A 13,942-nucleotide genomic window follows, 5' to 3' on the forward strand; every position below is an offset into this window, starting at 1 on the left:
TCCATAAATAAAAAGACCCGCAGTAGGCGGGTCTTTTTATGCGGGAAGAGGTTCAGACGCAGATTCTGCGCAGCACCAGATCCAGCTGCGCCGTGGTCGCCTGTTGCTGCTTTGCCTGATCGGCGCTGAGCTTCAGGCTGGCATGCAGTTCCTGACCCAGGCGGGCTATTTCACCGGCCCTGGTGTTGATGGCGGCGGTGGCGGCCTGCTGTTCCTGAATGCTGTGGTTCATGGTGCCGGCCAATTGGTCTAGAGCCGCGAAAGCGGCGCCTATGTCGCCAAAAGCCCGGGTCACCCGCAGGCATTGCTGCAGGCTGTCCTGACTGATGCGCTGGCTTTGGGTGATGGCGCTGACCGCATTGCCGGCGCGGGATTGCAGCTGGGCGATAATGCCACGGATTTCAGAGGTGGAGTCCTGGGTACGACCCGCCAGGGCACGCACTTCGTCGGCCACCACTGCAAAACCCCGGCCCTGTTCCCCGGCGCGGGCGGCTTCAATGGCGGCATTGAGGGCCAGCAGATTGGTTTGCTCGGCGATGGTGCCAATGACCTCCAGCACCCGGCCAATCAGCTGGCTGTCCTGATTTAACTGCTCCAGATCCGTGACCATGCGGGCAATGCCCTCGGCAAACTCATTCATGGCATCTTGGTTATTTTCGGCATCCTGAGTGCCCAGTTGCAACAGTTGCTGCACTTCCACCGAGGTGGTTTTAAGTTCGGCGGCACTGATGGACAGGGCATCGGCGCTCTGGGCAATTTCACCAAGCGACAGGGTGATCTGTGCATTTTCGGCGGCACTCTTGTCCACCGCAGCCTCCGCTTGGGTCATCTGCCGCGCCAGGTTTTGGGCATCCTGACTGAACAGCCTGGCATCGCGGCGCACCTCGGTCAGTACCTCTTTCAGGCCCTCGATAAAGCCGCTGAGATCGTTGCAGATGCTTGCCAACTCGTCATCGCCCTTATCCCTCAGCGGTTTGGCCGGGGCCTCTTCGGTGCTGATCACCAGTTGCAGGTATTGGTCCAGTGCCGTCAGGCGTTGCCCCAGCAACCGCCGCAGCAGCCACAGTCCAAGGCCCAACTGGGCCAGCAGGGCGCTTAGCAACAGGGCAGTTATCCAGCCTCTTTCAAGAGGCAATAACCATAGCAGACCCAGGGCGAAAACCAGGGGGCAGAGCAGGGGGAAGAGGATCTTTCCAGGCAATTTATGCTTGTTATTCTGCTGCATGGTGCTTATCCGTTGGACTTTGGTGTTGTTGCACTAATTTGACGCAGCAGAATATAAGTGAATTAACAATTTGTCTACAATTGCAGCGGTGGGTTTGGAAAGTGGAAGCAGGGGAGACGCCTGTCTCCCCCAATTGGCCTAGCCCAGCAACAAGGGGCTGTGGGTTTTGGCTATGACCAGCATCAGCACAAACAGACCCTGGCTGGACATCTTCAATGTTTTCTGCGAGTTTTTAGCCAGTTTTCACAGGACCATGATCCTGTGACTCATTTTGACGGCGGGAGAGCATGGTTATGTTGATAAGGATGTTTGCGTCTGTAGTGCTGGCGCTTTGCCTGTTACCCAGAGGGTGGGCTGCCCCATCTGAGCCGCAGGAAATTGTCCTGCCCGGCAAGGGTATCAAGCTGTACCTTTTTACCCCTGAGCCGGGCCGGGGGAGCGGTAGCGCGGTTGTGACAGTTCATGGTGGCGGCTGGAAATGGGGTAAGGCGGCTTGGACTTTCGATGATGCAAGACGATTTGCTTCGGCGGGCATGTTGGCCGTGGCGCTTGAGTATCGGCTCTCGGACGAGGTTGTGACCCCGGTTGATGCCCTGGAAGATGTATGTGATGCCCTGGGCTGGGTGCGGGAGAACGCTCGGAAGTACCAATTGGATCCCAAACGAGTGGCGGCCTTTGGTGTTTCTGCCGGTGGTCACCTGAGCGCTATGGTTGCCAGTCGTGGTTGTGGCAATAATCTGGGGGCTCAAGGCAATGGTGGCCCGGATCTCTTACTGCTGTGGTCGCCGGCGTTGGATATGGAGCGTGATGGATGGTTTTTACGACTGTTGCCTAAGGGAGCCGCTGCTGCTGACTATTCACCGCTGGCCAGCCTACACTCGGATATGCCGCCGGTGACAATAGTGCAGGGGGACAGGGATACCCTTACTCCGGCCGTCGGTGCCAAGGAGTATTGCCGCCGGCTGACAGAGATGCGGGGCAGCTGCGAGGTGAATCTCTATCCCGGTGTGGGTCACCTGCTCACTCGCAACTTGGCCATTCAGGAGAGTGATTTTGACCCGGACCCAGTGTTGGTTGCGGCAGGTAACCAAGCATTGATGGAGTTTCTTGCTCGCAATGACTTTGTCGCCACGACTAAGACCGTTGGGATAAAGGAATGATAATTGGCCTTTGTACTGGTCTTTTCCATCGACAGAAACTACAGCGGCACAGGGCGAAGAGCATTTATATAGTTGCTACGGCGGGGTTCGCTGGTGGACGCAGGGGAGACGCCTGTCTCCCCCAGTTAACTTAACCCAGCAGCAGGGGGCTGTGGGTTTTGGCTATGACCAGCATCAGTACAAACAGGCCACTGGCGATACCGCCAAGTACCAGTCTTTGTGGGGCGGCGGCGCGGGGCCTGAAGGCCGCCATGGCGAAGCCGACATAGATCACCAGTAAGGCCAGTTTTTCGGTGAGCCAGGCATCGGCAACCGGATATTGGCCGACGGCAATGCACAGGGCAAAGGCGCTGACCAGCATCAACAGGGTCAGCAGCTTGTGGGCCTTGAAGGCCATGGCATTGTCGAGCATGACGGGCTTGCGCAGCCCCCAGTAAGTACGCAGCAGGAAGCTGAGAAAGGCGAGCGCCACCAGGGCCAGGTGGGCTTTGAGCAATATAGGGTACATGTTTGTCCTTTGTGTGTGGTTAAACGCTCGTTTAAATTATCTGCGACACAGCCCGCTGATGTTGATCCAGATCAAGTTTTATCGGGAATGGTGATCCGTCCTTGGACTCGCCATTGCGGCAGTTTGACTTGAGTGGTCGGAGCTGTTTGGCCATAATCGGGATCCACTTGTCAAAGGATGACCCATGTTCACATTGCACAGACTTCAGGGACACATACAGACCATCTACCTGGCCGAGTACGCCGACCGCCTGCTGCTGCTCGATGGTTGCTGCCGTGCCGATGTCGGTCCCGTGTGTGACTTTATCCGTCAGCAGTTGAAGCGACCACTGACGGATCTGCACCTGATAGTGGTGACCCATATGCACCCGGATCATGCCGGTGGTGCCCACAAGCTGGCCCGCTTGAGTGGGGCGCTCATTGCCGCCGCCGATGTTCCGGGTCAATGGTACCGGGGCCTGGACGGTTTTATGATGCACCTGAGCGACATACTGCTGGCCAAGTGGGTTGCCAGCCGCATGAAGCGCCCCCAGCGCTGGCTCTGGTATCCACGGTTTCTGCGGCCGGATCTGCTGCTCAAGGATGACGAGCCCCTGCCGGGCTTTCCCGAGTGGCAGGCCTATCACTGCCAGGGACACACGGATCGGGATCTGGCACTCTTACACCGGCCTTCGGGCGAGCTCTATGTGGCCGATCTGCTGGTGCGGGTCAGGGGAAGGTTTATCGCCCCCTTTCCGCTGTTTTATCCCAACCGATACCGCAGTTCACTGCTCAAGGTCCAGGCCTTGGCTCCGAGCCGGGTGCTGCTGGCCCATGGCGGCGAATTCCCGCTCTCGGAAATCAACCTGGAAGAGGTGCTGGCCTCGGCGCCCACAGTACCCATGACCCACTGGCGCTCGGTCAAGGCCAAGGTGCGCCAGGCGCTGTTCGGCAAGGATGCGGCCTGAATTGCCTTGAGTGCTAAATAAAAAAGCCGCGACCTGGTCGCGGCTTTTTCTTTCAAGGCCTATCAGCCTCAAGCCATTACTCTTCGCCGAGCAGGGCCTTGGCCATCTTCTGACCCAGTTCCACATGGTGCTGCAGGGTAGAGAACTGCTTGGTGACGCCGTAGGGACCGAAGGCAAATACCGGCACCGGGGCGGCTGTGTGAGTACCTGTACCCCACACCACGTTTTGATCTGCGGCCAGGGCGCGACCAATCAGGTTGGCATGAACCTCGTCGGCGTACACGTAGAATTCCTTGAAGTCATTGACCTTGGGGAACACGGTAGCGGACAGGTAACTGTGGCCATCGACCCAGTATTCGTTGGGTTCGCGCAGTGCCACGGGGGCAGCTTGCTCTGCTGTGACCTTGAAGTCGCTGTAGTGGTTGATGGCGGCGGCCCAGTCATCACCGGTGGTGCCGTCGAAGGTCCAGTCGGCGCTGACCATGTCCATCATGTTATAGAAGGTGCCGGTCTGGGCGTAGAGCCTGTCGAGCTTGTTCAGGGACCCGAAGTTGAAGGCGGGCTTGTAGTCGGCACCTTGCATGCCATCACCGGGCAGGGATTGGGCCTCTGGCAGATCCTTGCGGCTGTAGCTCAGGCCAAAGCTGCCGGTTTCATGGTCGGCGGTCACTATCACCAGGGTATCGTCCCGGTCCTTGACCCACTCGTATACCGCATCGACGGCCTCGTCGAAGCGCAGCAGTTCGTGCAGCATCCAGCCGGCGTCGTTGATATGACCGGCCCAGTCAATCTGGCCGCCTTCCACCATCAGGAAGAAGCCGTCTTCATCCTTGGACAGAATATCCAAAGCCTTGAGAGTCATTTCCCGCAGTGAAGGTTCGGTGCAGGAATCGGTTTTGGCACAGGCATCGTAGGCGATGGCATCCATCATGCCCGAGTTGGCAAACAGACCCAGCAGGCGCTCACCGTCGGCGGCATTGAGCTGCTCGCGGTTGAAGGCCAGCTGATAGCCGTGGTTGTCCTTGGCTTCGGCCAGCAGGTTGCGGCTGTCCTTGCGCTTGGATTTTTTGACTATGGATGCCGGTGCCCCCATGGCGGTCAGGCTGGTTTTTACCGTCTCATTGCTGGCAGCATCGGAGGGAATAAATTCACGGGCACCACCGGAGAGCATCACGTCCACCACTGAGGCATCGATCATTTCTGCGGCAATGGCCGACTCATAGGAGCGGTGCGGCTGGTGGGCGGCAAAGGCGGCCGGGGTGGCGTGGGTCAGACGGGTGTCGGACACCAGACCTGTGGCCTTGCCCTTGGCCTTGGCTCTTTCCAAAATGGTGGCAACTTTGTTGCCCTGATTATCCAGGCCGATCATCTCGGAACCCGAAGCCATGCCCGTGGCCAACTGGGTGGCAGAGCAGGCGGAGTCCACCACCAGGCTGCCTTCATTGCCCCAGGGCGCGTTCAATGACAGACCCACTTGGCCGGCATCGCCCAGCTTGCTGATGGCGGTCTTATTGCCCTTGCTGTTGTAGGTAGATTGCGGGGCGCGGCGGGCATAGTCTTCCAACAGGCCAACCTGTTGTGGGCCCATACCGTCACCTATCATCAGGATCACGTTTTTAACCGAGGTCACCTCTTCGGGCGCCACTTCCTTGATGACTTCAACTTCCTTGACCACTTCCTTGGTGTCGCTGTTACATCCACTGATAAGGGCTGCACCTATGGCGGCCGCGAGCAGGCTTATATGTTTCATCGTTATTCTCTGTAAGGGCTGTTGGGTGATTTAAACGGGGCCCAAGCCTAGGGGCGGAAGATGACAGAGTCACGACAGAAATATTGCAGTTTGGGTAAATACTCAGTTTGCGGCTTACCGCATAACAAACTGAAAAGTATGGTTAAAGATTGTTAGCTTGCTGGAGGAAAGCCAGGGCATGACACCCTGGCCGGAAATAACTTGTGCTTTCGGCTCTGGCCCAATTACCAGGGCCTTGGTTACCAAAGCCTTCGTTACCAAAGCACCTTGATAACCACCTTGCGCACCGGCGTGCCATTGCCCGTGCCCGGCATGTGCATATCGCCGGGGAAGAAGAGGGCGAACATGCCGGCCTTGAGGGTGACGAAACTGGCGTCGCCCCGGTTGGCTTCCCAGGCGTATTCGGTATAGTCGTGCTTCTCGTGGTAGGGGGCCAGAGGCTCCTGCTGCGCCAGCGGCAGGTAGCCGAAGGACTCCTCGCCGCTGACCACAAACTGCACGTCCACGTAACGCTTGTGGGTTTCAAAGGGCTCGGTGCCCGGCGCCTTGGTCTGGTAGTCATTGACTATGACAAACAGGTTCTTGCCGTCGAGTTCATAATTGCCCGGTTGCAGCAGGCTGAAGTCTGTGGTGGCCAGGTGTTCCAGAGCCTGGTGCAACCTGGGATGCAGCCCCTGGTACAGGGCGCGGTTGCTGAGGGTATCAACTATCATGGGGATTCCGATGCTGAGGGGAAAGCCTGGATTATAGCGGCTCCCGGGTACCTTGGGCAGTGGTCTTGCAGGCCCTGATTCAGCGCGTGATTCAAGGGGCGTTTTGGCAGTGGGCTCCTGCCTTGTTATAGTGGGCCGGATATCGACCGAACCGGAGTAATAGATTGAAAGCACTGAGATTGCTGGCGGGCCCCCTGGCCATGGACGCCCTGAAGCGCGATGGCCTTAAGCCCGGCATGTTTTCCCGCCTGCTGGCGGCCTCGGGCGGTCCCAAGTGGCTGGGGATCGCCGGGCTTGATCGCTTTCTGTTCGGTGAGTTTTTTCGCGGCCGGGAGACGCCCCTCTATACCCTGGGGGCTTCATCGGGGGCATGGCGCCTGGCCTGTTTGGGTCAGCAACATCCCTTGCAGGCCTATGAGCGGCTGGAAGCCCTGTACATAGGTCAGCGCTACGAAGGCAAACCAACCCGGGAGCAGATCTCAGCTCAGGTGGCCCAGGTGGTGGCAGGTATTTTGGGTGAGTCGGGTGCAGGCGAGTTGGTGGACAATCCGATATTTCGCAGCCACTTTCTGGTGTGCCGCGGCCGCCACCTGAATCGTCTGTCCTCCAAGAGCCTGTTGGCTTTGGGATTATCGCTGACCGCCGGCTCCAATTTGCTGAGCCGCCGCACCCTGGGCTGGCATTTCGAGCGCTGCGTCTTTGGCCCCGAGGGACCTGACTCGCCGTTTCGGGATCTTAAGGATTTGCCTACCCGTGATTATTCACTGACCCGGGATAATGCCGCCGAGGTATTGCTGGCAACGGGCTCCATCCCCCTGGTGCTGTCACCGGTGGAGAAGATAACCGGCCTGCCACAGGGGCACTACTATGATGGCGGCATCACCGACTATCACTTCGACCTGCCGCTTACGGCCAAACCCGGTCTGACCCTGTACCCGCATTTTTACCCCTTCGCCAGTCCGGGATGGTTCGATAAATCGCTGCGCTGGCGCCGGGCCAAAGGCAACTACGCCAATGCGCTGATGTTGGCGCCCAGTGCCGAATTTATTGCGTCCTTGCCCAATGGCAAGCTGCCGGATAGGGATGACTTCAAACTGCTGGATACCGCCAGTCGCCAACTGGCCTGGCGCCGGGCGGCGGATATGAGCCTGAAATTGGCCGATGAACTGAACCAGCTTATCCACAACGGTCGCTGGCAGGAGCGGCTGGAACCCCTGTAAATTCGGGTCTGGCAGCCCTTTCCTGTGCAACAAATCCTTGCTGGCAAAGGTCTAATTCGTGAGGCTGATAAATTTTGGACTGTGTGTAGACTTTTTACACAGCTGCTAAACTTTAAAATGCGACACGGTTTTGCTCCTGAGTGGAGGTTACCATGCAAACACAGGAAATGGCGTTATTGACCCATGATGCCTTGTTGTTGCCAGATGGACGGCTGGAGTTGAGGATCATTGAGCCGCGCTATCTGCGTATGGTAGCCGATGTGTTCAAGGGGCGTTATCCCCTCGCTTTTGGCATGCTCAAGCCCAATGGTCATCCCCCCTGCTATCCCGAAGCCACACAATGCAAGATTATCGATTTTAACCAGCTGGAAGACGACTCCCTCAGCATAGTGCTGGAAGGCGAACAGCGGGTACGTATCATCTCGGCCGCCCAGGAAAGGGACGGGCTGTGGAAGGTGCGGGCCGTGCCTTGCCAGAACTGGGCCCACGAGCCCATTTTGGGGGAATTCACCATCATCAGCGCGGCACTGGAGCAGTTTTATCAGGTCAATCCCGATCTGCTGCACCTGTACCATGACATGCATCTGGAAGATGCGGCCTGGGTCAGCCAGCGCTGGTTGGAAGTGCTGCCCATGTACAACCAGGACAAGTTTAAACTGGTCAGCCAGCCCGATTGCCACAAGACCATGGATTTTGTGTTGCGACTGATCAAGTCCCACGCCGGATAGCGGGACGGGTTAGCCTGTTCACATACATGCGTCCCTTTGCGGGCGGCAGTGTTTGGCATTACACTGACGCCCCGCTTTTTTGCTTTGGATTTGGCCCTTGACCCCATCGACCACCGCCCGTGCGGCCCAGCCATCCTTCGTGGTCCTGCCGCGTGACTTATCTCCGAGTTTGACGGTATTTGCCTTTCTCGCCGAGCACTTTGCCCGCATCGGCGAGGAGGTGTGGCGTGCCCGCATTCAGAGTGGCAAGGTGCACTGGCAGGATGGCAGCCCCATAGATCTCGACACCCTCTGCCGGCCCACGGCCCGGGTCTATTATTACCGCGAGGTGGAGGCCGAAACCCAGATCCCCTTCAGGGAAAAAATCCTCTATCGGGACGAGCAGATCATGCTGGTGCACAAACCGCATTTTCTGCCGGTGACGCCGAGCGGCAACTATGTCAATGAATGCCTGGTGCACAGGTTGCGGATTGCCACCGGCATCAGCACAATCGCGCCGGCACACAGGCTCGATAGGGAAACCGCCGGGGTCATGCTGATGAGCCTCAACCCGGAGACCCGCCACAGATACCATGAGCTGTTTCTCAGCGGCACCATTTGTAAGGACTATCAGGCGGTGGCGGCGCTGACCCCTGAGCTGGCGGCGGCCCATAGTGAAGCCTCCAACAGTGAGGTTCGGGACTTGCCGCGGCACTGGACGGTGAAAAATCGCCTGCACGCCGCCGAGCCATCCTTTCTGATGCAGGTAATTCCGGGGGAGGCCAACAGCCACTCGGAAATCAGCCTGATTGCCGTCAAGGACGGTCTGGGTCTGTTTGAGCTCAGCCCCATCACAGGCAAAACCCATCAGCTGCGGGTGCACATGCAATCCTTGGGGATGCCGCTGCTGAACGATCGCTTCTATCCCACGCTTAAGCCCAAGGGCCCGGATGACTTTGACAAACCGCTCAAGCTGGTGGCCAAGCGCCTGAGGTTTCGCGATCCCATCAGCGGCCGCGATCACGATGTCAGCTGCGAGGGCTTTGACGCCGAGTTCCTTGAAACAGGGAGTCGCTGACACAGGGAGCCGTTGAAACAAGGAGCCGTTGACACAGGGAGCCGCTCCTGTGCCTGGCTGAAACACAGGCTGATACAAGGGATCAAGCATTGCGTGGCGGCAGAAACTCAGTCTCAGTCATGTCCGCGTGCAGCACGGCGATGCGCTGCGGCGCGCCATCCTCCGCCAGCGTCAACAGGCCAATGCCGCTTTGATTCACCAGGCGCTGACTGCGGTGGCCATTGGGTCTGCGGCCGCGGATCAACATGCGCTTGCGCTTGGTAAACCAGTTCAGCGGCGAGAAGTGGCCATAGAGCCAACCGTTGAGACGGTCAAACCAGGGCAGCAGCTTTTCCGGGAACTGGTTCTTGAGGCCGCTGGCGGTGATCTGAAAGATATTGGGGCTGGCGTGACGGAAGCGGATGCTGATGTCGTAAGCGAAGGAGTAATGCACGTCGCCGGAGAGGATCACAAACTGCTGCGGTGTGCGCCTGTGCATAAATACCGACAGCAGGGTATTGGCCGAGCCCGGGTGGGCCATCCAGTTCTCCGCATCCACCAGCAGCGAACCGCCCAGCAGGGTGGCAGTGCGCTGCACCGCCTCTATCAGCTTGACCCCGAATATCGGCGCCGCCGAGACTATCACCACCTTCTCCTGTCCCAGCAGCTCCTGCTGCAGATCCATCAGCCCCTCCCAGTCCAGCAGCCCCGAGGGTTTGGTGGGATGTGACTCGCTGCGCCAGCGGCGGGTGCGGGTGTCGAGCACCACCAGTCTGGGCTCAGTATCCAGGCTGTAATGCCAGCGCTCGAAGCTGAGCAGCTCATTTATCAGTTCATCCTGTAAGCCCGCATCCAGCCGGCCCTGGCCCGGCGTCAGCAATTTTCGCATTGCGGGCATGAGGTCCGTGAAGGCCCCTGGCCCATTGCCAAGGCCCTGACACAGGGTATAGGCCATCAAGGCATTGCCTATGATGCGGCGGGAGAAGGCATGACCATAGGCGGCCCGCTCCCAGTTGGCGGTCAGGTTCCAGTCGTCGGTGATGTCGTGATCATCAAAAATCATGTAGCTCGGAACGTTGGCCAGCAGGCGTCGTACCTGGCCAAGGCCCGCCTTGAATTGCAACAGCCGCTCCCACTGGGTTTGCCACTGGACCAGACGGGCCCCTTTCAGTCCCTCCGGTGAGTGGGGGATATCCAGCAAATGCCACAGCTCCGGCGACCAGACCAGGAGGTACTGGGCCAGCATTTCACTCAGGCTCACCAGATGGTTTTCGGCGATAGAGGAGGTAAATATGGGATGGTTGATGTACCAGTGCCACAGGGCGCTGGAGGCCGGGTAATTGGTACGCGGCAGCAGTGTCGCCGGTCTTTGGTACATGGCGGCCGGGCTGTAATCCAGGGACTCGCTGTTTGCCAGCGGCGCCCCCTGAAAGTCTTCCTGCCACAGTCCCAGCAAGCGGATCACCTGGGATATGGCATGCAGCATGGGGCCGGCCACATCGTCCATGTAGACCTGATCGCCGCTCAGCATCAGCAGCGCCGGACGCGCATCCGGATTGGCGGCAAGCCGGGTGTCGGCCGCCACCAGGGCATCACCACTGTGATGGTGTGGATTGCGGCAGCTGCCATGCATCAGGCTATCGAGTCTGTTGCTGAACCTTAGGCTGGGCCCTCGGTAGCCTTGGTAGGCCAAGCCCTCGACCTGAGCCAGTATCGAGCTCTGCCCATGCTTGGCATCCTGCTCCAGCAGGTCGTATTCCAGACACTCAGGCTCAGCCAAAAGCCCCTCGGCCTCCACCGTCAGCAGGTACTGGAACGCCCTTTGCCCAAACGGCAGGCACTGGCTGTCTGTGATGGCAATCGTCTTGTCACCCAGTCTCAGGAGCAAGTCATCCAGTGGCCGGGAACTGACCAACCACAGGGTCATACTGCTTGGTGTACAGCGGCGCAAAATTGGGCCGGCAATAATCAGGGGTAAAGGCAGGGCTGTCATGGCCTAAGAGCAAGTCCTTATGGTGCTTTGATTTTTGAATCTGATTTTTTAAATTTGGCTTGCACCAAGGGTATAGATTCAACCGCCTTTAATAAAGGCTTTCCAAATCCTAAATCCGGTGTCAGCACACTGGGATACATGCAGCAATCAAGTCTGAAGGAAATGAGATATGCCTTGGTTGTAGGAAGATTCAGTCGCTTTTCAAGCGACGAAAGTCGTGGTGTTCCACACCACACCGGGCAAGGGGCTTTGCGCGTCCAAAGACCCTTGCATCCCAAAGGACGCCCCCGACGGTGCCTAAAACCCCTCGGGCTTATGGCGCAAATAGGCTAACGCGCCAGACGCTCATCCATGATTCGACTGGCGCTGCTTCGGCATCCATGCCTCGCCACGCCATTTGCACCAACGCCCTTCGGCGGCACCGATGGGGAATTGCCCCTGCATTCTGCAAGTTAAGTGTTGTACCTTTCCACCCCCACTTTGCTACAAGCCAACGGCATCGAAATTCGAACCTTCCTTCGACCTCAAGCTTTTGAATAAAAGGGCTAATATTCTACAGACGACGGTAAAAAGCTGTGTTAGCTTTCTCAGCATAAGATGTGTGTAGAGCCAATCTTGCAAGATAGCTCTAGCTTGTCAGATTGAATTACCTTGCAAGGTCACACTATTAAAATGTTATATTTTAAATATGAAATATTTACTACTTTCAGTTTTGCTAGTTAATTTAGTGGGCTGTGACTCGTTCCCAAGGGCAAGTTATAGCCTAGGTTCGTTTTCCGAATATAGTGCCAAAGGTGAAATAGAAGCTCTATGTAGTCTGCTTGGGGAGATTGCTATTCGTAACTCACTTTCTCTCAGAGAACGAGATCGGCCAGAAACTCAGTGCTACTTTTCAGAATCGGAAATGAATAGTCTGGTTATCGGTGCGCGAAAGCTAAATGACCAATTGGTAATTGACGTGCAGGCTTTTAATCATAACAAAGAGTTTAAGGTAATTGATGCCCAGGTTGAACAATTGCTTGAGCAGGAATATACGGGTAAGTTTCTACATGTATCTAACTAAAAAATATAACAAGTTGCTGTTGTCGCCGCTGCGCGGCTGGGACAGCCTGCACGTCGCTTCGCTCTGTTTCAGCCGCCCCAATGCAAAGCGTTAGCCGCCAAGAAAATTCCCATGCCATCGTCAAAAGCTGAACTCTCACAATTTTTCGGAGCCTACTTTCATCAGGACTGGGTTGATGAGCATTCCTCGTGGGAGCAAGTTGCGGAGCACTATGCAAAGGACTCCGGCCCATTGCTTACGCGACTCGTTGCTTCTGCAGTCGCCAAGCTTTCGGAGGCCCCAATCTCAGAAAAGGAATTGTCCGCTCAGGTGCAAGCGCTGGGTTGCTACTACTGGCCAGGCACTGATGAAGGTTATCGTTCGTGGCTCAGAGAACTTGCCGCCCACATGCTGGTGTTGGCGGCTAACCATTCGCTGCAGAGTCTACGGCCCTAAGCTCAAACGTTATGTGTCTTTACAGAGGCAGTAAGTGCTAATCATAAATTTATTACTATCAGGCTTTATTTTATTTGTCATGTACGTTAGTTATACATTCCTAATTTACAGCACAAAAAATAAGACTAAATTTGGCATTAATTTAGCTGATATAAAATGTCCAGACTGTGGCACAATCCAACCCAAGGTACGCAAACCTCGAAACTTAAGACAAGCTTTGTGGGGGGGCATCACCTGCACGTGTGGATGTGAAATAGATAAGTATGGCAATAAAATCAACACATAACCAGGTGCGGCATGTTTGCCCTGCGGGCTGGATTCGCGGCTGCGCCGCTCCTCCATGCGCACGGCGTTATATATTCAGGAACTATGCAGCAATTTGAGATAAAACCTTTCTTCGGAATGGGTCCAATTAAGCTCGGGAGTGCATACACAGATGTCGAGTCCGTGTTGGGCAGCCCTGTTTCTAAAGTAAAGCAAGATGAAACCACCCAATACCATTACAAAGCGTTTTGTATTCACTTCAACGATGCGGGTAATGTTGAGTTCATAGCTGCAACCTTGGATCCTGACTATGAAATTAACTTCCTAGAAATCGATCCTTTGAGAACGCCCGCATCGGAAGTTATTGATCGAGTTTCAGGCTCCTACCGGTTCGACGAAGACGATTGGGAGTTAGGCTACAGCTACATTTTTCAAGACATACAAGTCTGCTTTTATCGGCCAACGATACCTGAGAACGACGACGATACAGACGGTAAGTTTTTTGAGGTTGTCAGCGTAGCAGAAAAGGGCTATTGGCAGCAGAATGCATAACAAGTGACAGTAGATTTCCGGCAATTGTTATTTCTCCGATTCAGCTAATTGATCTCCCTAAAGAGTCCTATTTTCACTTTGGGCTGCTTGCAGGTACAACTCGGTACTTGCTGGTTGCACCTGAGCTCTCCATCGAAGCTGCTTTGGTGGTTGGGCTGAGTGAAACGGCCAAGCCGAGATAGGAATATCGAGGCAATGACCGTCGAGCAGGATGCGAGTCGGTCATGGTGGTCGTTTTCAGCCCAAAAGCCAAAGCGCTTGGCTTCGTCGGGGCGTCCTTTGGGATGCAAGGGGCTTTGGACGAGCAAAGCCCCTTGCCCGGAGGCGGCCTGGAAGGCCGCGACTTTTA

Annotated in this window: 12 protein-coding genes; 7 read left to right on the forward strand and 5 right to left on the reverse strand. The window is 56.5% G+C overall.

The features are described 5' to 3' along the window. Positions 1-52: 52 nt before the first annotated feature. The gene (locus tag JYB84_RS18430) at positions 53-1,225 is read right to left on the reverse strand and encodes a methyl-accepting chemotaxis protein (RefSeq protein ID WP_207321938.1); all 1,173 of its coding nucleotides are present in this window, start codon (positions 1,223-1,225) and stop codon (positions 53-55) included. Between the two features lie 293 nt (positions 1,226-1,518). Between JYB84_RS18430 and JYB84_RS02785 the strand changes: the two genes are divergently transcribed. Further along, positions 1,519-2,385, forward strand: a complete 867-nt coding sequence (locus tag JYB84_RS02785; RefSeq protein WP_207321939.1) for an alpha/beta hydrolase — start codon at positions 1,519-1,521, stop codon at positions 2,383-2,385. A gap of 130 nt (positions 2,386-2,515) precedes the next feature. On the opposite strand, the gene JYB84_RS02790 is transcribed toward JYB84_RS02785, so the two are convergent. Next, positions 2,516-2,893, reverse strand: a complete 378-nt coding sequence (locus JYB84_RS02790) for a SirB2 family protein (RefSeq protein ID WP_207321940.1) — start codon at positions 2,891-2,893, stop codon at positions 2,516-2,518. 184 nt (positions 2,894-3,077) lie between these two features. Between JYB84_RS02790 and JYB84_RS02795 the strand changes: the two genes are divergently transcribed. After that, positions 3,078-3,839: an MBL fold metallo-hydrolase gene (locus tag JYB84_RS02795; protein ID WP_207321941.1), complete on the forward strand. Its 762-nt coding sequence runs from the start codon at positions 3,078-3,080 to the stop codon at positions 3,837-3,839. 76 nt (positions 3,840-3,915) lie between these two features. Here the strand turns inward: JYB84_RS02795 and JYB84_RS02800 are convergent, their stop codons facing one another. Both JYB84_RS02800 and JYB84_RS02805 read right to left on the reverse strand, forming a co-directional pair. Then, entirely contained in the window at positions 3,916-5,589 is a 1,674-nt protein-coding gene (locus JYB84_RS02800) for an alkaline phosphatase (RefSeq protein ID WP_207321942.1), read from the reverse strand. Positions 5,590-5,843: 254 nt separating this feature from the next. Then, a complete protein-coding gene (locus JYB84_RS02805; protein WP_207321943.1) occupies positions 5,844-6,302 on the reverse strand; it encodes a YhcH/YjgK/YiaL family protein in 459 nt (152 codons plus the stop codon). 164 nt (positions 6,303-6,466) lie between these two features. On the opposite strand from JYB84_RS02805, the gene JYB84_RS02810 reads away from it, so the two are divergent. The 3 genes from JYB84_RS02810 to JYB84_RS02820 all read left to right on the forward strand — a co-directional run bounded on the left by JYB84_RS02810 (position 6,467) and on the right by JYB84_RS02820 (position 9,307). Beyond that, positions 6,467-7,522 (forward strand): alpha/beta hydrolase, encoded by a 1,056-nt coding sequence (locus JYB84_RS02810; protein ID WP_207321944.1) that lies wholly within the window; start codon positions 6,467-6,469, stop codon positions 7,520-7,522. Between the two features lie 152 nt (positions 7,523-7,674). Next, entirely contained in the window at positions 7,675-8,250 is a 576-nt protein-coding gene (locus tag JYB84_RS02815) for an LON peptidase substrate-binding domain-containing protein (protein ID WP_207321945.1), read from the forward strand. Positions 8,251-8,347: 97 nt separating this feature from the next. Continuing rightward, positions 8,348-9,307: a pseudouridine synthase gene (locus tag JYB84_RS02820; protein ID WP_407696008.1), complete on the forward strand. Its 960-nt coding sequence runs from the start codon at positions 8,348-8,350 to the stop codon at positions 9,305-9,307. 82 nt (positions 9,308-9,389) lie between these two features. Here the strand turns inward: JYB84_RS02820 and JYB84_RS02825 are convergent, their stop codons facing one another. Beyond that, on the reverse strand, positions 9,390-11,279 hold the full coding sequence (locus tag JYB84_RS02825) for an alkaline phosphatase D family protein (RefSeq protein ID WP_207321946.1): 1,890 nt from the start codon (positions 11,277-11,279) through the stop codon (positions 9,390-9,392). Between the two features lie 1,174 nt (positions 11,280-12,453). Here JYB84_RS02825 and JYB84_RS18510 point away from each other — a divergent pair. Together JYB84_RS18510 and JYB84_RS02835 are read left to right on the forward strand one after the other, a co-directional pair. After that, positions 12,454-12,777, forward strand: a complete 324-nt coding sequence (locus tag JYB84_RS18510; RefSeq protein WP_207321947.1) for a contact-dependent growth inhibition system immunity protein — start codon at positions 12,454-12,456, stop codon at positions 12,775-12,777. Positions 12,778-13,074: 297 nt separating this feature from the next. Next, entirely contained in the window at positions 13,075-13,593 is a 519-nt protein-coding gene (locus JYB84_RS02835) for a hypothetical protein (RefSeq protein WP_207321948.1), read from the forward strand. Positions 13,594-13,942 lie beyond the last annotated feature (349 nt).

Source organism: Shewanella cyperi (assembly GCF_017354985.1).
In the GTDB taxonomy this organism is placed as follows: Bacteria; Pseudomonadota; Gammaproteobacteria; order Enterobacterales; family Shewanellaceae; genus Shewanella; species Shewanella cyperi.